12 protein-coding genes are annotated in these 18,300 nt (G+C 71.6%); 5 read left to right on the forward strand and 7 right to left on the reverse strand.

The genetic code is table 11. The annotated features are described in order from the left end of the window. Positions 1–86 precede the first annotated feature (86 nt). The gene (locus BM142_RS16070) at positions 87–404 is read right to left on the reverse strand and encodes a hypothetical protein (RefSeq protein WP_092201041.1); all 318 of its coding nucleotides are present in this window, start codon (positions 402–404) and stop codon (positions 87–89) included. Positions 405–707: 303 nt separating this feature from the next. Between BM142_RS16070 and BM142_RS16075 the strand changes: the two genes are divergently transcribed. Beyond that, positions 708–2,063: a reverse transcriptase family protein gene (locus tag BM142_RS16075; protein ID WP_092201044.1), complete on the forward strand. Its 1,356-nt coding sequence runs from the start codon at positions 708–710 to the stop codon at positions 2,061–2,063. Positions 2,064–2,099: 36 nt separating this feature from the next. Here the strand turns inward: BM142_RS16075 and uvrA are convergent, their stop codons facing one another. Both uvrA and BM142_RS16085 read right to left on the reverse strand, forming a co-directional pair. After that, entirely contained in the window at positions 2,100–4,991 is a 2,892-nt protein-coding gene (gene uvrA, locus BM142_RS16080; RefSeq protein WP_092201047.1) for an excinuclease ABC subunit UvrA, read from the reverse strand. A gap of 206 nt (positions 4,992–5,197) precedes the next feature. Beyond that, complete coding sequence (locus BM142_RS16085; RefSeq protein WP_092201050.1) at positions 5,198–6,664, reverse strand: amidase; 1,467 nt, start codon at positions 6,662–6,664, stop codon at positions 5,198–5,200. A gap of 49 nt (positions 6,665–6,713) precedes the next feature. Here BM142_RS16085 and BM142_RS16090 point away from each other — a divergent pair, with 49 nt between their 5' ends. From BM142_RS16090 to BM142_RS16115, 4 genes are all read left to right on the forward strand, one after another. After that, a complete protein-coding gene (locus BM142_RS16090) occupies positions 6,714–7,397 on the forward strand; it encodes an MBL fold metallo-hydrolase (protein WP_092201053.1) in 684 nt (227 codons plus the stop codon). A gap of 3 nt (positions 7,398–7,400) precedes the next feature. Continuing rightward, a complete protein-coding gene (locus tag BM142_RS16095) occupies positions 7,401–8,255 on the forward strand; it encodes a hypothetical protein (RefSeq protein WP_139228907.1) in 855 nt (284 codons plus the stop codon). A 473-nt stretch (positions 8,256–8,728) separates the two neighbouring features. Next, complete coding sequence (locus BM142_RS16105) at positions 8,729–12,478, forward strand: YobI family P-loop NTPase (protein WP_139228908.1); 3,750 nt, start codon at positions 8,729–8,731, stop codon at positions 12,476–12,478. 910 nt (positions 12,479–13,388) lie between these two features. Beyond that, the gene (locus tag BM142_RS16115; RefSeq protein WP_092201065.1) at positions 13,389–14,849 is read left to right on the forward strand and encodes a M20/M25/M40 family metallo-hydrolase; all 1,461 of its coding nucleotides are present in this window, start codon (positions 13,389–13,391) and stop codon (positions 14,847–14,849) included. A gap of 44 nt (positions 14,850–14,893) precedes the next feature. Here BM142_RS16115 and BM142_RS16120 read toward each other — a convergent pair whose 3' ends face one another. The 4 genes from BM142_RS16120 to BM142_RS16135 all read right to left on the reverse strand — a co-directional run bounded on the left by BM142_RS16120 (position 14,894) and on the right by BM142_RS16135 (position 18,299). Beyond that, complete coding sequence (locus BM142_RS16120; RefSeq protein WP_092201068.1) at positions 14,894–15,175, reverse strand: hypothetical protein; 282 nt, start codon at positions 15,173–15,175, stop codon at positions 14,894–14,896. Positions 15,176–15,262: 87 nt separating this feature from the next. Then, on the reverse strand, positions 15,263–16,027 hold the full coding sequence (locus tag BM142_RS16125) for an SDR family NAD(P)-dependent oxidoreductase (protein ID WP_092201071.1): 765 nt from the start codon (positions 16,025–16,027) through the stop codon (positions 15,263–15,265). Positions 16,028–16,042: 15 nt separating this feature from the next. Beyond that, positions 16,043–17,044, reverse strand: a complete 1,002-nt coding sequence (locus tag BM142_RS16130) for an acetamidase/formamidase family protein (protein ID WP_092201074.1) — start codon at positions 17,042–17,044, stop codon at positions 16,043–16,045. A 40-nt stretch (positions 17,045–17,084) separates the two neighbouring features. Next, positions 17,085–18,299 (reverse strand): alpha-hydroxy acid oxidase, encoded by a 1,215-nt coding sequence (locus BM142_RS16135; RefSeq protein WP_092201077.1) that lies wholly within the window; start codon positions 18,297–18,299, stop codon positions 17,085–17,087. Between the last annotated feature and the right edge of the window lies 1 nt (position 18,300).

An 18,300-nucleotide genomic window follows, 5' to 3' on the forward strand; every position in this document is an offset into this window, starting at 1 on the left:
CACATTAGGTCTCCGCACCGACAGCACGTCGGGGGCCGGACCCGCCCGCCCCTGGCGTCACACCGGCGCGGCGCCACCCGCCCCGGTCAGCGCGGAACGGTGGGTACCGGCCGCGCGCGGTGCGGCAGGCGGCCGACCGGGCCCGCGGCGGCCGCACCCACGTGCTGTGCGAGCGCGATCCCCCGGGCGGCGAGCGCGAGGGCGCAGAGCGCGCCCACCGCGCCGACCGGCACCGCCAGCAGCATCGGCACCGCGTCGCCCGTGGCCAGGAGGACCGAACCGGCGACCACGGCGAGCAGCACCAGCCCGGACCGCACCCGCGGCCCGGCGTCCGCGGGCCGGGCGCCGAACGGCGCGCCGGTGGTGGACATGTCCGGGTCGCACCCAGGCGTGAGCGTGGTCATCCGCTGCCTCCTCGCTGCCACCGGATGCCACCACAGGGTGACCTCCGTCACAGGGACCCTAGGCTGCGAGGGCCGCCGGCTCAAGGTCGCCCCTCCGCGGGGTGATCGGCCGGGCCGGAACCCCTACGGTGGCCCGGTGCGCGGCGGGGCGGGCAGGACGACCGGTGAGGACCGGTTCTCCCGGGGCAACCCCGGGGATCGCACTGTTCCCGAGCATCTCGTCAACCGCCAGGCCGTGCGCTCCGCGCACCTGATGGCGCCTCGATCAGGGGCTGGCTGCCCGCCCCGCCGCGCACTCCCCTCGTGACCGCCCCCGGCGGCCGGCGGGCCGCGGGAACCGCGGCCGGGATCGCCACCGCGCTGCTCGCCGGCCGCTGGCAGCGCCGGGAGATGGTCCGCCGGACGGCGGTCGCCCTCGGTCTGCCCCGGGCCCCCCGCTGGGTGGGCACGCTGGTCGGTGAGGTGCTGGCCGCCTACCGCGACCCGCCGGTCGACCGGCCACGGGAGCTCGCCGGCTTCGTCCGGGCGACGGCCGGCTGGGCCCGCGGCTGGGCCGCCGTCCCGCAGCCCCGGATCGTCCGGTGGCAGCCGGTGCCGACGGCGCTGGTCCGCCGTCGCCACGGCGTCGCCGGTCTGCCGGACCTGGCGGCGCTCGCCCGGCTGCTGGACGTCGACGCCGGCGAGCTGGCCTGGTTCGCCGACACCCACCGGCTCGAGCGCACGGTCGGCGAGCGGCTGCGGCACTACCGGTGGACCACCGCCGGCGACCGGCTGCTGGCGGTGCCCAAGCCGCGGCTGAAGGAGGTGCAGCGGCGGCTGCTGCGGCACGTCGTCGGACCGCTCGGGGTGCACGACGCCGCGCACGGGTGCGTGCCCGGCCGGTCGGTCCGCACGGCGGTGTCCCCGCACGCCGGCGCCGACCAGCTCCTGCAGCTGGACCTCGAGTCGTTCTTCGCCGGCATCGCCGCGGAGCGGGTCCACGGACTGCTGCGGTCCGTCGGTGGGCTGCCCGAGCCGGTGGCGCGCACGGTGACGGGTCTGGTGACCACCGTGGTGCCGAGGTCGGTGTGGCGGCAGCTCCCGGTGCCGGACGACGCCGGGCGGCACGAGCGGCTCGGCCGGCGTCTCGCCGTGCCACACCTGCCGCAGGGGGCGCCGACCTCCCCTGCGCTGGCGAACCTGGTGTGCTTCCGCCTGGACCGTCGCCTCGACGGCCTCGCGGCGTCGTTCGGGGCGGTCTACACCCGCTACGTGGACGACCTGACCTTCAGCGGCGATCGCGGGATCGACCGCGGCCGGTTCGAGCAGCTGGCCGGGGAGATCGTGCGGGAGGAGGGCTTCCGGCCGAACCGGGCCAAGACCCGCTCCACCACGTCGGCCGGTCGCCAGTCCGTGCTGGGGACGGTCGTCAACGTCCGGCCGACCCTGCCGCGACCCGAACGGGACGCCCTGCGGGCGCTGCTGCACAACTGCGCGACGCACGGCTGGCGCACCCAGGTCCGCGACCACGACCCGGCGACCTTCCGCGACCACGTGCTCGGCCGGGTCGCGTGGGCGTCGTCGATCGACCCGGTCCTCGGGGCACGGCTGCGCGCCCAGGCCGAGCGGATCGACTGGTCGTCCGGCCCGGACGGGACGGCCGCTCCCGCGCCGGCCTGACCGACCCCCTGGCGGGGGCCGGCCCGGCCGGCGGGATCAGCTCGCCTTCTTGCGGGTCCGCTTCTTCGGCGCCGCGGCCGCCGCGACGGCGTCCGGGTCGAGGATGGTGGCCAGGTACCGGCCGGTGTGGCTCTCGGGCACCGAGGCCAGGAACTCCGGCGGGCCCTCGGCCACGACCGTGCCGCCGCGGAAGCCACCCTCCGGGCCCATGTCGATCAGCCAGTCGGCGCTCTTGATCACGTCGAGGTTGTGCTCGATCACGATCACGGAGTTGCCCTTCTCGACGAGGCCCTGCAGGACGAGCAGCAGCTTCCGGATGTCCTCGAAGTGCAGTCCGGTGGTCGGCTCGTCGAGCACGTAGATGCTGCGGCCGTTGGACCGCTTCTGCAGCTCGCTGGCCAGCTTCACCCGCTGCGCCTCGCCGCCGGAGAGGGTCGTGGCCGGCTGACCGAGGCGGACGTAGCCCAGCCCCACCTCGGTGAGGGTGCGCAGGTACCGGGCGATCGCCGGGATGGCGGCGAAGAAGTCGGCGGCCTCCTCGATCGGCATGTCGAGGACCTCGGCGACCGTCTTGCCCTTGTAGTGCACCTCGAGGGTCTCCCGGTTGAACCGGGCACCCTTGCACACCTCGCAGGGGACGTAGACGTCCGGCAGGAAGTTCATCTCGATCTTCAACGTGCCGTCGCCGGAGCACGCCTCGCAGCGCCCGCCCTTGACGTTGAAGGAGAACCGGCCGGGCAGGTAGCCGCGCATCTTCGCCTCGGTCGTGCTGGCGAACAGCTTGCGGACGTGGTCCCACACCCCGGTGTACGTGGCCGGGTTCGACCGCGGCGTGCGGCCGATCGGCGACTGGTCGACGTGCACCACCTTGTCGAGGTGCTCCAGCCCGGTGATGGTGCGGTGCCGGCCGGGCACCATCCGCGCCCGGTTCAGCTGGTTGGCCAGGGTCGTGTAGAGGATGTCGTTGACCAGGCTCGACTTGCCCGATCCGGACACCCCGGTGACCGCCACCAGGCAGCCCAGCGGGAACGTCACGTCGACGCCCTTGAGGTTGTGCTCGCGGGCGCCCTTGACGACGAGCTCGCGGCCCGGCGTGGGCTGCCGGCGGACCTCCGGGATCTCGATGGCCTTGCGCCCGGACAGGTACGCGCCGGTGAGCGAGCGCTCGCTGGCCATCAGGTCCTCGAGGCTGCCGCTGACGACGATCTCGCCGCCGTGCTCGCCGGCGCCCGGGCCGATGTCGACGATCCAGTCGGCGACCTTGATGGTGTCCTCGTCGTGCTCGACCACGATGAGCGTGTTCCCCATGTCGCGCAGCCGCACGAGGGTCTCGATCAACCTCGAGTTGTCCCGCTGGTGCAGCCCGATCGACGGCTCGTCGAGGACGTAGAGCACGCCGACCAGACCGGAGCCGATCTGGGTGGCCAGCCGGATCCGCTGGGCCTCGCCACCGGCGAGGGTCGCCGCCGGTCGGTCCAGGGAAAGGTAGTCGAGGCCGACGTCGACCAGGAAGGAGAGCCGCGCCTGGATCTCCCGGAGCACGCGGTCGGCGATCGCCCGCTCGCGCTCCCCCAGCTCGAGGGCGTTCAGCCACTCGGACGCCTCGCCGATGGACAGGTTGGTGACCTCGGCGATGGAGCGGCTGTTGAGCTTGACGGCCAGGATCTCGGGCTTGAGGCGGGTGCCGTGGCAGACGGGACAGGGCACGTCGCGCATGTAGCCCTCGTACTTGTCCCGCATGTAGTCGCTGTCGGTGTCGTCGTGCCGGCGCTCGAGGAACGGGAGCACGCCTTCGAACGCGGCGTAGTAGCTGCGCTCGCGGCCGTAGCGGTTCTTGTAGCGGACGTGGACCTGGTCGGGCGAGCCGTGCAGGACCGCCTTCTGCACCTTGGCCGGCAGCCGCTCCCACGGCTCGTCCATGGAGAAGCCGATCTGCTGGGAGAGCCCGGTGAGCAGCCGGGTGAAGTACTCGTTGCTCATCGAGCCGGCCCACGGGGCGACCGCGCCCTGGGCGAGGCTCTTCTCCGGATCGGGGACGACGAGCTCCGGGTCGACCTCCTTGCGGGTGCCGATGCCGGTGCACTCGGGGCAGGCGCCGAACGGCGAGTTGAAGGAGAAGGAGCGCGGCTCGAGGGCCTCAAAGGACAGCCCGTCGTCGACGCAGGCGAGGTGCTCGGAGAAGGTCCGCTCGCGCTCGGCGTCGCCCTCGGGCAGGTCGACGAAGTCGAGCACGACGAGCCCGCCGGCCAGGCCGAGCGCGGTCTCCACCGAGTCGGTCAGGCGGCGCTTGGCGCTCTCCTTGACGGTCAGGCGGTCCACGATCACCTCGATCGTGTGCTTCTCCTGCTTCTTGAGCTTGGGCGCCTCGGTGAGGGAGTGGACGACCCCGTCGACGCGCACCCGCGAGAAGCCCTGGGTCTGCAGCGAGCTGAACAGGTCGACGTACTCGCCCTTGCGGGCGCGCACCACCGGGGCCAGCACCTGGAAGCGGGTGCCCTCCGCCATGCCGAGGACCTGGTCCACGATCTGCTGCGGCGTCTGCCGGGAGATCGGCTTGCCGCAGTTGGGGCAGTGCGGCTGGCCGGCCCGCGCGTAGAGCAGCCGGAGGTAGTCGTAGACCTCCGTGATGGTGCCGACCGTGGACCGCGGGTTCCGGTTGGTCGACTTCTGGTCGATGGAGACCGCCGGGGACAGCCCCTCGATGAAGTCGACGTCGGGCTTGTCCATCTGCCCGAGGAACTGCCGCGCGTACGCCGAGAGCGACTCGACGTAGCGGCGCTGACCCTCGGCGAAGATCGTGTCGAAGGCGAGGCTGGACTTGCCCGAGCCGGAGAGCCCCGTGAAGACGATGAGCGCGTCACGGGGCAGGTCGAGGTGGACGTCCTTGAGGTTGTGCTCGCGGGCGCCGCGTACGACGAGCCGGTCCATGTGATCCCTGTCGGTCGCTGGTGCTGGAATGCGGTCGAGCGGGCCGGCCCCGGGTGGCGGCCGGCGGTGGTGCGGGCCGCGGCGGTGCGCGGCGGCTGGTTCCGGTGGGAGCAAGACGCTGCCGCGGGTGGCTGTTCCCGCGCGCCCGCGCGTCCCCCTGTCGCCCCCGTCACGGCCGGCCGCCGATCAGCGCGCCGCGGCCGCGGTCAGGCGGGGACCTCGGCGGTGGGCACGGTGGGGTCGAAGACGGGTGCGTAGCGCCGCCACGGCTGCAGCCGTTCCAGCTCTCCGGCAAGCCAGAGTAGTCGCCCCTCCGCGCCCGGGGGGCCGACGAGCTGGACGGCCGCCGGCAGCCCGTCGGGCCGGATCCCGGCGGGCACCACGGCCGCCGGGAGACCCGCGAGGTTCCACGCCGCCGTCCACGGGGCCCACCGTGCGTTCGCCGTGATGTTGGCCAGGAAGCCGCGCTCGTGCCACGGCCGGGCGGCCAGCGGCGGACCGGTGGTCACCGGGGTGAGCAGGACGTCGAGGACCTCCCCTGCCCCCGGCGCGACGCCCTCCTGGCCGAAGAAGGCCGTCATGCGCTCCCGGAACCGCTGCGCCGTGCGGGGCCGGACCAGGCCGGCGCGCCGCACCAGCCGGCCGACGGCGGCGTGCGTGCGGCTGCGCGGCTGCAGCGCGGAGCAGTCGAGGCCCAGGTGCTCGGCGTCGTCGTGCGCGCCGGCCATCCAGCGCGTCAGGGCGCCCGCGGCCGGCCCGAGGGTGATCGGCGGGTCCTTCCGCACGACCGTGTGCCCGGCCGCGGCGAGGCGGGCGACGACCGCCTCCACGGCGGCGAGGGTGGCGGCGTCCGCGCGGACACCGGGCACGGGCGACCGGGTGGACAGCGCGATGCGCAGCGGCCGGCCGGGGGGCTCCGGAGCGGCCGGCTCCTCTCCCGCCAGGACCGCGGACGCGACCGCCAGGTCGCCGACCGTCGTCGCGAGCGCGCCGTTCTCCGCCATGCCCGACCAGCTGTCGGCCCCGATCCCGGCGGGGACGACTCCCCTGCCCGGCTTCAGGGTGACCAGCCCGCAGGCCGCGGCCGGCAGGCGGAGGGAACCCATGCCGTCGTTCCCGTGGGCGAGGGGCACCGAGCCCGAGGCCACCGCCGCCGCGCTCCCGCCCGAGCTGCCGGCGGGTGACCGGGCGGTGTCCCAGGGGTTCCGGCTGACCGTGCCGGGGCCGTCGGTGGCGGCGTAGAGGCAGAGCTCCGGCGCGCGGGTGATGCCCACGACGATCGCGCCCGCCTTGCGCAGCCGCGCGACGACCGGGTGGTCCCGCGGCTCGGGGCCCGTGGTGCAGGCCGGGGAGCCGTCGGTGCACACCTCACCGGCCACGGCGACGTTGTCCTTGACCGCGATCGGCACCCCCGCCAGCGGCAGCGCGAAGCGGGTCAGCGCCGTGTCGACGGCGTGCGCCTCGGCGAGCACCGCCTCCCGCCGCACCACGCGGAAGGCCCCCACACGGGCGTCGACGGCGTCGATGTGGTCGAGGTGGGCCCGGACCACGTCGACCGCCGTCACCTCGCCGGACCGCACGAGCCGCGCGATCTCGGTGGCCGGCAGCCCGACGGTGCGGGAGGCGCTCCCCGCAGCGGCCCGGTTGCCGTCGAGAGCTCCGCTAGCGTCCATGGCAGGACCGTAACCGCGGTCGCCGACACTTTCCGATCGGAGTCCTGAGATGACCAGTCCTCCCCCGGCCACGGGCCGGCCCTACACCGGCGACGTCGAGGTGGGCGGCCCCGCCGACGTGCGCGAGCTGCCTGGGCTGACGATCAGCAAGCTGGCGGTCAGCGAGATGGCGAACAACGCCTACCTGCTGCGCTGCACGGCCACCGGCGAGGGGCTGCTGATCGACGCGGCGGCCGAGCCCGAGGCCCTGCTGGCGCTGATCGGGCCGGGCAGCGTGCGGACCGTCGTCACGACGCACGGGCACTGGGACCACCACCGGGCGCTGCCCGAGGTCGTGGCGGCGACCGGCGCCACGACCGTCGCGGGCACGGCGGACGCGGCCGATCTCCCGGTCCCCGTGCAGCGCACCGTCGAGCACGGCGACACCGTGCCGGTCGGCGATCAGGTCCTCGAGGTGGTGCACCTGCGCGGCCACACCCCGGGCAGCATCGCGCTGGTCTGGCGCGGGCCGGAGGACGCCGGCGTCCACGTCTTCACCGGCGACAGCCTGTTCCCGGGGGGTCCTGGGAGGACAACAAGTCCGGCCGACTTCACGTCGCTGATGGACGACCTGGAGGAGCGAATCTTCGGGCAGTTCGACGACAAGACGTGGTTCTACCCGGGGCACGGGAAGGACAGCACGCTCGGTGTCGAACGCCCCCACCTCGGCGAGTGGCGCGAGCGGGGCTGGTGACGCGTGGACTCTGACGATGAGAAGCAGATAGTCCGCCGGGCGGCAGTTCCTCATGACCCCGTCCCGGCGGCGGACGACCTCAGCTCGCTCGTCCACGGGCAGGACGACGAGGCAGAGGCCTACGCCCGCGCGTTTATGGTCAAGCTCCTGCGCCTCCGTGGCGTACGGGTCGACCGGGAGCAGTTCCTCACCGCGGAGCTGCGGCGCAGCGGTGCGGCGGGGGACGTCGTCGCGCGGGCCGTCAAGGACCGCCCTGCGGCCGCGGGCGTGACACCGGGGACGCTCGAGGAGATCGCCCGCCGGTCGATCGCCTTCGAGACCAGGAAGTCCGCGGGCTTGTCGTTCGCCGCGGGACTGCCCGGGGGCTGGGCCCTTGTCGGCACCGTTCCCGGCGACATCGCCCAGTACTACGTGCACGCGTTCCGCGTCATGCAGAAGCTCGCGTACCTCTACGGGTGGCAGTCGCTCCTCGACGACATCGACGACGTGGACGACGAGACGCTGGGCAAGCTCGGCACGTTCCTCGGCGTGATGATGGGCGTCGCCGGTGCAAGCTCCGCGCTGACCGGCTTCGCCAACAACATCGCGCGCCCGGCGCTGCAGAAGCAGCTGGCGGGCAAGGCGCTCACCAAGACGACCTACTACCCGCTGGTCAAGCAGACGTTGAAGCGCGTTGGCGTGCAGATCAACAAGCAGGTCTTCGCCAAGACGGTGACGAAGGTCGTGCCTGTGCTCGGAGGCGTGATGTCAGGCGGCCTCACCTGGGCGAGCCTGCGGACGGGGTCGACCCGGCTCGCGAAGCACCTCCGGACGTTGCCGCCGGCGTTGCCCGAGCCGATCAGTGCGACGGAGGACTGAACTTCCCCGGGCTCACGGCTCCAGGCAGGTCAGGACGACGCAGGTGTGCACGCCTTCACCGCGGACAGCATCTTCCCCGGCGGTCCTGGGTTGACAAGAAATCCAACCGACTTCACGTCGCTGGTGGACGACTTGGAGGACCGGATCTTCGGTCGGCCGGACGAGGGCACCTGGTTCTACCCCGGACACGGGAAGGACAGCACACTTGGCGTGGAGCGGCCCCACGTTCCGGAGTGGCGGGCGCGGGGCTGGTAGTCGGTGCCCCACAACCTCAAGGAGTTGCGCTCCCAAGGAGAGCGCCGCTGAAGGCGGCCTTAGGGACGCTCCGTCCAGGGTTCTATCGCGCGCTTGTGTAGCGGCGACCCGCCGACAGGGGTTCCTCGCCGCGCGCAGCTATGGATGGATCGCTGAGACGACGCGTCCAACAGGGGATGTTCAGCGCGCGTCGGCCGCTTCTGTCAGTGGTCCGCGTCATGATCGACGAGATGAACGACCCAAAGAGCAGTCGGTCCAGCCCCGGCGCCGCGGGTGGCGCAGCCACTACTAGTCCGGCCTCGACTGTCGTCTCGCTGAAGTCGCTGGCTCCTTACTACGTCGAGTCGCAGCACGGGACTTACCTGAGACGCCTGAACGAGGCCATCGTGGATTCCCGGAACCGCAACATTGCGCTCACCGGGCGCTACGGGACGGGCAAGTCGAGCATCCTTGACAGGTTCCAAGAGATGCACGAGAAGGCGACCCTGCGGCTGGCCATTCACACCCTGGGCCCAGAGGGCGATGGCGATTCGACGACCAACCGGATCCAGAAGGAGTTGGTGAAGCAGCTGATCTACAGTGCATCACCGAAGACCCTGCGGAGGTCGACCTTCGCCCGCTGGGCACCCCTCTCCCTGCGTCGCGCGGGCATGGAGGCCTTTGGGATCGTCTCTCTCCTAGCTGTGCTCTTGGCACTCTTGGGGTGGCTCCCAGACCTGGCGGGAGCTGGCGAAGGTGAGCCCTGGGTCCAGCGGGTGGCGCTCTGGGCAGCGTTCGCGGTGGTGGCAGTTTTGGCCATGACGGGTCTCCGGCTGCTGATGCACGGCCGCGTCATTTCCAATGTGTCCGCGGCAGGGGCCACTGTGTCGCTGTCTGAGCGGACCCTTACGTACTTCGACAAGTACCTGGACGAGATCGTCAACTACTTCGACGCGCAGTCCCCGGACTTCGTGGTGTTCGAAGACCTTGACCGATTCGGCGACCCGCACATCTTCGAGGCGCTGCGGGAACTGAACACCCTGCTCAACAGCACGCCGAAGCGGATCGAGAAGGGCAAACCACTTCGGTTCATCTATGCCGTGCGGGACAGTCTCTTCGAGAAGCTTGGTTCGGATACCAAGGCCGAGGGCGACGACGCGGCCACGGCGGAGACCTTGCGTGCAAACCGGACGAAGTTCTTCGACGTCGTGATCCCGGTCGTGCCGTTCATCTCGCACCGCAACGCCAGGGATCTCCTGCATGACCTGCTCGCGGACGCGAAGATCACCAGCATCGACCGGCCGTTGGTAGACCTCGTCGCCCAGCATGCGACTGATATGCGGCTTCTCGTGAACATGCGCAACGAGTACCTAGTATTCGCCGAGCGGCTCCTGAACGTGCACCACCAAGCGCCCGGCTTGACCCCAAGTGGCCTGTTCGCGTTGGTCGCCTACAAGAACTTCCACCTGAAGGACTTCGAGCACATCTCGCGCCGGGGCAGCGACCTGGACGATCTGTACCGCTACCGCCGAGACCTCGTACGGACATCCGTCGCGAGGCTTGATCGGCGCAAGCGCGACCTGCTGAGGGGCCGCGGCCGCGCGCACGCAAGGGCCGACGTTGCAGCACGTCTCAGCGAGCGGCTGCGAGCGGTGGGGGACGCCTCGAAGCGGAGGTCGAGCTGGCCCAGTTACAAGCTCCGTTACCAAGTAGGTTCGACCGGGGTTAACGCCGCAGACGCGTCCAACCCGTCGTTCTGGGCCGCGGTGGCCGACACCGGCAGCGTGGGCCTCCAGCTCACCCCGGATCCGGACACTGACGGCAACCTCTTCATGACGTTGGCTGGCGAAGAATTCGCCGGGCTGTTTCCGGAGGCACTGGATGCCGGCCACTGGGCCAGCATCGACGAGGACGACCTGCGCGCCGAGATCGCGAAAATCGACCAGGACATCTCTTTCCTCCGCGGTGCGGACTTCAGCGCCCTGGCTTCGGCCGACGAGTTCGAGCTCGCCGTGCAGCCTCCAACCAAATCGCCGCCCAACAGCGAGACCGACACCGCTGATGTCGCCGAGACGGTCCACCAGACCTTTCGCCAACTGGTCGATCGCACGATGAAGTCAGATCTGGCGCGGGACCTGGTCACGCGTGGCTATCTCGATCGGAACTTCGCGCTCTACGCCGCGCAGTTCTACGGCGAGTTCACCGGAGTGGACGTGGCGACGTTCATCGTGCAGAGCGTGCAAACAAACACGATGGACATCGACTACCGGTTCGACAGCCCTGGCGCCATCGAGAACCTCCTGTCCGAGACGAGCGAAGACTTCACTCACTCGGTCAGCGCCTACAACGTTGCTGTCGTCGACTTCCTCCTCGAGCACCGGCGCGACCTGGCAGACAACGTCGTTGCCCGGATGGTTTCAAGCTTCGACGACCAGGCACGCGAGTTCCTCGCGGCCTACCTCTCCGCCGGAAAACAGCGATCACTTCTAGCGGCGCAGCTGAGCGCTCGCGGGTGGCGCGAGGTCTTCACCTACCTGGCCAAGGACGAGGACGTTCCCGACGACGCTCGCGTGGGTCTTGTTGATGCTGCGCTGAGCGGCGCAGGGACGCAGGGCTTCGACCTCGGGTCGGACGCGGCCGACTTCATCGGCGAGCACTACAAGGAAATGCCAACGTTCACGTCAGCGCAGGACGACTCACGGGTCCAAACGATCGTCGCTCTCGTCAACCGCGCTGACGTCCTCGTCGCGGATCTCTCAACCGTGCACGAGACCCTCCGTGCGCAGCTAGTAGCCCACAGCCTCTACCAGCTGACCGCACCCAACCTGTACACAGCGCTGGGTGCGCCGCGCACGATTAGCCTCGACCAGGTCCGTGAAGATGATGTGGTCTACGAGTACTGCCTTGCCAACCCGGGTCGATACCTAGCCGCGGTCAGGGGCGACGGCAACACCAAGCACACCGTCGAGACGGCCGACACCCTGCGGGCAGTGCTGGCGGACGTCGCGGGCAGGTGGTCCGACGAACAGATCGACAAGCTCATCTCTGCCGCCGCACCTGGGAGTGCTCTGGACAGCATCGCGGGCGTCCCCTCGTCGACTTTGCGGGCTCTGGCCGCCGCACGGCTCTTCCGAGCGTCGATCTCCAACATGGAGGCGTACCGGGCCGAGGTCGGCGCAATCGACGAGAACCTTGCCCAACTGCTGCTCGCCGCCGGCGCGATCGAAGTTGAACCGGGCAATGAGGTCCTCGAAGGCGACGAGGCTGTACCGGCTGACAGGGTCGTTGCGTCTCTCGCCATCCTGAATGCCAGCGACGCGATCCCGGCTGCACGGGACCGGGTATCGCTCGTCCGTTCCCTCGACATCGACGGTCCGCTTCCGCCTGAGCAGCTGCAGCCCGAGGGTGGCGAGCTCCTTACCCTCCTCATCACGGAGGGGATAGTCGAGGACGACGCTGACACGTTCAGCCAGTTTCACGCCGCTGGCTGGAGCGCCTTGGAGCCGGCCATTGTCGCGTCCGACTACTTCAAGGGCTCAGTCGCCCCAGAGTTGGTCGACGGGATGGTCGCGCAGATCTTCGACAGCCCGAAGGTTCGCGACAAGCTCGGCGCCCAGATCGTCGGCCGGCTGGGCGAGTTCGTGCCAAGCGACGACGGTACCGCCCTTACTGCGGCGGCCAGTTACGCGGTCGCCCAAGGAATCACACTGCCTGCCCACGAGATCCTCCGCGTCGCGGCAACGGGTCCCGAGGCGCGCGACGTCACGCTGCGCTTGCTTCAAATGGCGCCGCCGGCGGCGGCGGACATCGTTGCCACGCTAGTTGAGCTCGGCGAGCCATACAGGAATCTGTCGACGCGTCAACAGACGGAGTTCGAGGTGCCCTTTGACGACGCTCACCGCGCGGTCTTCGGGCAATTAGAAGAGGCAGGGCTGTGCAAAACGTCGAAGAAACGGCTGCAGGACCGGCTCCTCGTGAAGTTGTTGTGAGTGGCGGTCATCAACGTTGGCCGATGACGCTCCGGGGCTTGGGCGCGGGCCGGATGCCTCGCGAGCTGTTCAAGGACGAGGCGGGCGGCGGCGAATCGAGTAATTGGGAGAGCGGTCGTTCTCGCTGACCCGGGCGATGTAGCCCCGCGTTGGAGGCGCAGGCTCGGCGCGATCCAGCAGCCCACAGCTGTCCCATAGGTCCCTTCAGGGACAGGTTGGCAACGTCACCAGCGCGATCGCCAACCCTCGCCTCTTCCCCTGTCAGCGCTGCTTCCCCGGCGGCGTCGGCAACACCCAGCAGGACGCGGCGCGGTTCAGCAGCCTGGTCGACGACGTCGAGCAGCGGCTGTTCGGGACGCTGCCGGACGACGCCTGGGTCTACCCCGGCCACGGCAGGGACGCCACGATCGGCGCGGAGCGGCCGCACCTGGCGGAGTGGCGGGGTCGCGGCTGGTGATCGTCCGCGCCGAAGCGCAGTCGATCGAGCACGCAGGGTCACCCTCACGACCTCGGTGAGTTGCTGCGTCGGTGACGGCAGTTCTCCCTGGTCGTCCGCGCCCCGCGCTGGACCGTCGCCGTCCCGAGCCCGTCCGGCCGTATCCGCTCCCGCTCCGCCGCCGTTGTCCGGTCGTTCCGCCGGGACGATCCTTCCCGGCATCGGGGACCGCTCAGCACCGGTGGCACCGGCCGCCGGACGCGACCAAGGGGGACGGATGACCGATCTTCGGAGGACACCGACGCGGCGGACGGCGCACCGCGCGCTGGCCGTGGCGACCGGCGGGCTGCTGCTCGCCGTGGGCCTGCCCGGCACGGCGGCGATCGCCGGCGGGGGCCCGCACGGGGGCGGCCACAGCGGCGGGAAGGGCTGCGAGCACCGCCCAACAACACCTACGACAAGCTGCTGGGCTGTGTGACGCCGGACGGTGTCGTGGAGCACCTGGTCGCGTTCCAGAAGATCGCCGAGAACAGCGGAGACCCGGTCTACCCCGGCACCCGGGCGGCCGGCACCCGGGGCTACGCGGACAGCGTGGCCTACGTCTCGGGCCTGCTCGAGGACGCGGGCTACCAGGTCTCCACGACGCCGGTCGAGATCACCTTCAACTTCCCCGCCGAGTTGCGGCAGCTGACCCCGGAGGAGGCCACCTACGAGACGGGCGTCTTCACCGGGACCGGCGCCGGCGAGCTCACCGGCACGGTCATCCCGGTCGACCTGGCCCTCGAGCCGCCCCGGGCGTCTACCAGCGGCTGCGAGGCCACCGACTTCGACCCGACGGTCTTCACCGGACCGTCCGACATCGCCCTGATCCAGCGCGGCACCTGCACGTTCGGGCTGAAGGCGCAGAACGCCGACGAGGCGGGCGCCGAGGCCGTGATCATCATGAACCAGGGCAACACGTCCGACCGGGAGGGGCTGCTCACCGGCGACGCGACGAGCGCCGACCTCGAGGGCACCATCCCGGCGGTGTACGACATCCCCGTCCTGGGCGCGAGCTTCGCCGACGGCGTGGCGCTCGCGGCCGAGGACTCGACGGCCTACCTGGAGGTGCTGCCGTCGGAGACCCGCGTCGACCAGAACGTCATCGCCGAGCTGCCGGGCAGGAACCCCGCCAACGTGGTCATGGCCGGTGCGCACCTCGACAGCGTCATCGAGGGGCCGGGCATCAACGACAACGGCACGGGCTCGGCCGCGATCCTCGAGACCGCGCTCATGATGGCCAGGTCCCACCCGGAGAACACCATCCGCTTCGGCTGGTGGGCGGCGGAGGAGCAGGGCCTCGTCGGCTCCGCGGCCTACGTCGAGGGCCTGTCGCCGGCCGAGCGCGAGCGCATCGCGCTGTACATGAACTACGACATGGTCGGCTCGCCGAACTACGTGCAGACGGTCTACGACGCCAACGAGTCGACCTTCGAGGCGCCGGTCGAGGTGCCCGCGGGGTCCACCGCCGTCGAGGCGGTCTACGAGTCGTACTACACGATGGTCGGTGAGCCCTACGACGACTCGGAGTTCTCCGGCAGGAGCGACTACGAGGCGTTCATCGCGAACGGGATCCCGTCGAGCGGGCTGTTCACCGGCGCCGAGGGGCTCAAGACCGAGGAGCAGGCCGCGATCTGGGGCGGCACGGCGGGCGAGCAGTTCGACCCGTGCTACCACCTGGAGTGCGACACGCTCCGGAACTACGACGCGCACGCACTGGACGTCAACAGCGACCTCATCGCGTTCGCGATGCTGACGTTCGCCTACTCGACGGAGCCGGTGAACGGCGTCCCCGGGAAGAAGGTCCCGGGCAGGCCCGTCCAGCTGCCTGCCCCGGCCGGCCCGCAGGGCACCTTCGCCGGCGAGGAGGACGGCGGCGCCCACGGCGCCGCCTAGGAACCGGGGAGCCCGGGTGGCGTTCCCGCGGGAACGCCACCCGGCTACTCCTCGTCGAAGAGTTCGACGATCTCCTCGACGGTCCCCGGCAGGTACAGCGGGACCACCGACACCATCCACTCGGGCCGCCGCGCGTCCACTGCGACGGCCAGGTCCCAGGCGGCTCGCGCGGTCAGCGGGCCGAAGCAGCCGTCGTCCCCGTCCTCGCTCACGTCGACCTCGACGAGCCACTGGTCGGAGAGGTCCGCGGCGAGCTCGGTGAACACCGGCTCGGCGTCGTCGTCGGGCTCGGGTGCGTCGGCCTGGACGGGATAGATGAGCGCCATGCCGCGCAGGCTATGCGCCCGGCGGGGTACCCGGCGCCCGCGGCGCCGTCACCGCCGGCGCGCCGCGGGTCAGAGCTGGATGCCGGGTCAGAGCTGGATGCCGCGGGTCAGCGCCCCGTCCACGACCAGGTTCGTGCCGGTCGTGAAGCCGGAGACCGGGCTGCTCAGGAAGACGACGGCCCGCGCCATCTCCTCGGGCGTCCCCATCCGCCCGGTCGGGTTGAGCGCCAGGGAGTCCGCGTAGAGGTCCGGCTGGCCCTGCTCGATGGCCTGCCAGAACCCGCCGGCGAAGTAGGTGTTCCCCGGTGAGACGACGTTGGCCCGGACCCCGCGACCGGCCAGCTGGAACGCCAGCCCCGAGACGTAGCCGACGATCGCGGTCTTCATCGTCCCGTAGGGGCCGGAGGCGAAGTCCGACTCGCGTCCGGAGACGCTGGAGATGGCGACGATCGATCCCCGCCCGCTCGCCTCGAGATGAGGCAGGGCGGCCGTCGCCAGCCGCACGGTGCCCATCAGGTCCACCTCGAACGAGGCGTACCAGTTCTCCTCCCCCGGCCCGGCGGCGAGGGCGCTGACGTTGGCGACGACGGCGTCGAGACCGCCGAGCCGGCCGGCCGCCGCATCCACCCACGAGGTCAGGGCCGGCCCGTCGCGGACGTCGAGCCGGGCGCCGGTGGCCCGGCCGCCGCTGCGCTCCGCGAGCGCCTTCTCGGTGGCCTCGATCTCCGCGGCGTCCCGGGCGCAGAACTCCACGACCGCGCCCTCGTCGACGAAGGCCTCCACGATCGCCCGCCCGATGCCCCGGGTTCCTCCGGTGACGAGCACTCGTGCGCCGTCCAGCTGCAGGTCCATGTCGGTTCTCCCGGGTCAGAGCAGTGACGCCGCGCGGCTGCGCAGCTCGTCGTGCAGCCCGCCGTAGGCGGAGGACGGCGGGAGGAGCGACTTGCGCGCCTTCACGACCGCGCTGTAGTTCGCGTCGACGACGTTCGCGATCGGCGCCTCCACGATCTGGGACAGCAACTGGTAGGCGTCCATCGCGTGCAGGCCGTAGAGCTCCCCGAACCACCGCACCAGCTCCACCTGGCCGATCCGCCACGCGTCCTCCAGCGGCCGGCTCGAACCGACGGTCATCCAGTGCGTGTCGTCCTCGAGCCGCGGCCAGACCGGCGCCCCACCCTTGATCAGCTCGACGATCAGCGTCGTCGTCATCGCGCCCTCGACCGCCGTGCCGCAGGCCTCGCCCTCGCCCTGCCGGTAGTGGCCGTCGCCCACCGAGAACAGCGCACCCTCGACGTTGACGCCCAGGAAGCAGGTGGTGCCGGCGCGCATCTGCGGGGTGTCCATGTTGCCGCCGAAGCGCTCGGGCACCAGGGAGCTGCGCACCTCGCCCCCCGGCGGGGCCACGCCGACCGTGCCCAGCATCGGCTCGACCGGGAGGTCGATCCGCAGGTCGGTGTGCTGCGCGGCGAACGTGACGGTGTTCCGCGCCCGGTCCAGCTCGTAGATCCAGGTGGTGTCCGGGAGCGGCTCCTGCAGGGTGGCCACCCGGTCGGTGCCGGTCAGCCCACCGAAGAAGGGGATGGCCGCCGAGGCACCCCAGTCGCGGGCCGGCTCCATCGCGACGAAGTGCAGCGCCAGGGTGTCCCCGGGCTCGGCACCCTCGACGTAGAAGGGGCCGGTCTGCGGATTGACGAAGCGCAGGTCGACCTTCTCGCTCGACAGGTCCGTGACCGCGCGCAGCGCCCCGCAGAACGCGTCGTCGGACCACAGCCGCAGCGCCGTCCCGGGGCGGACCCGCCGCAGCGGGGCGACGCCCCCGAAGGTGAAGGCGTACTGCTCGAAGCCGGGCACGACCTCCACGACGTCCATGCGACACCCTAGGAAGCCGCAGGTCCCGGGGGCAATGGCCTCAGCTGCGCAGACGCACGCGCTCGGGCGTCAGGTCGGCCACCGACGCGGCCCCGAGCAGCTGCATCGTGCGGGTCACCTCCCCGCCCAGGATGTCGACGGCCCGCGCGACACCCCGCTCGCCGCCGGCCATCAACCCGTAGAGGTACGCCCGGCCGACCAGGCAGGCGCGCGCACCGAAGGCCACCGCGGCGACGACGTCGGCGCCGTCGAGGATGCCGCCGTCCACGTACACCTCGGCGCGGTCGCCGACGGCCGCCACGATGCCGGGCAACCGCTCCAGCGGCGTCGGCGACCGGTCGAGCTGCCGGCCACCGTGGTCGGACACCACCACGGCGTCGGCGCCGGCGTCCACGACGGCCCGCGCGTCGTCGGCGTCCAGGATGCCCTTCACGACGAGCGCACCCGGCCAGCCCGCCCGCAGCGCCGCGACGTCGGCCAGGACGGCGGCCGGCTCGAACACGCGGTCCACCAGCTCGGCGACCGTGCCGCCCCAGGACCGCAACGAGGCGAACTCCAGCGGTGGCGTGGTCAGCAGGTCGATCCACCAGCGCGGGTGCACCGCGGCGTTCGCCACCGTCGCCAGGGTCAGCGCCGGCGGGATGGTGAACCCGTTGCGGACGTCGCGCAGCCGTGGGCCGGCCACCGGGGTGTCGACGGTGAGGACCAGCGCCTCGTATCCCGCGGTCCGGGCCCGCTGGACGAGGGCGGCGCTGGCGTCCCGGTCCCGCCAGAGGTAGAGCTGGAACCAGCGTCGCGCCCCGGGTGCGGCGGCCGCCAGGGCCTCCACCGACGTGGTGCCCATGGTGGACAGCGCGTACGGGATGCCGGCCCGCTGGGCGACCCGGCCGACCGCCGACTCCCCCTCGGTGTGCATGAGCCGGGTGAAGCCCGTCGGCGCGAGGACGAGCGGCAGGGCCGCCGGTTCCCCGAGCAGCGTCGTCGCCGGGTCGACGACCGAGACGTCCCGCAGGACCCGGGGGGCGAACTCGACCCGCTCGAAGGCCTCCCGGGAGCGACGCAGGCTGATCTCCGCCGCGGCGGCGCCGTCGGTGTAGTCGAAGACCGCCCGCGGCACCCGCCTGCGGGCGATCTCCCGGAGGTCGCCGATCGTGGCCGCACGGGCCAGCCGCCGCGCCTCGGCGTTCCCCGGCGGACGGCGCGGCCGGACCAGGTCCCGCAGCTCCGACCAGCGGGGTGCGCGGCGCTCGACCACC

This window comes from Blastococcus tunisiensis (assembly GCF_900112815.1).
GTDB lineage: Bacteria > Actinomycetota > Actinomycetes > Mycobacteriales > Geodermatophilaceae > Blastococcus_B > Blastococcus_B tunisiensis.

What these genes read in the sequence shown, in the direction of transcription:
- BM142_RS16070 (WP_092201041.1), bottom strand. Translation starts at nt 404, where the DNA reads ATGACCACGCTCACGCCTGGGTGCGACCCGGACATGTCCACCACCGGC.
- uvrA (WP_092201047.1), bottom strand. Translation starts at nt 4,991, where the DNA reads ATGGACCGGCTCGTCGTACGCGGCGCCCGCGAGCACAACCTCAAGGAC.
- BM142_RS16085 (WP_092201050.1), bottom strand. Translation starts at nt 6,664, where the DNA reads ATGGACGCTAGCGGAGCTCTCGACGGCAACCGGGCCGCTGCGGGGAGC.
- BM142_RS16090 (WP_092201053.1), top strand. Translation starts at nt 6,714, where the DNA reads ATGACCAGTCCTCCCCCGGCCACGGGCCGGCCCTACACCGGCGACGTC.
- BM142_RS16105 (WP_139228908.1), top strand. Translation starts at nt 8,729, where the DNA reads ATGATCGACGAGATGAACGACCCAAAGAGCAGTCGGTCCAGCCCCGGC.
- BM142_RS16120 (WP_092201068.1), bottom strand. Translation starts at nt 15,175, where the DNA reads ATGGCGCTCATCTATCCCGTCCAGGCCGACGCACCCGAGCCCGACGAC.
- BM142_RS16125 (WP_092201071.1), bottom strand. Translation starts at nt 16,027, where the DNA reads ATGGACCTGCAGCTGGACGGCGCACGAGTGCTCGTCACCGGAGGAACC.
- BM142_RS16130 (WP_092201074.1), bottom strand. Translation starts at nt 17,044, where the DNA reads ATGGACGTCGTGGAGGTCGTGCCCGGCTTCGAGCAGTACGCCTTCACC.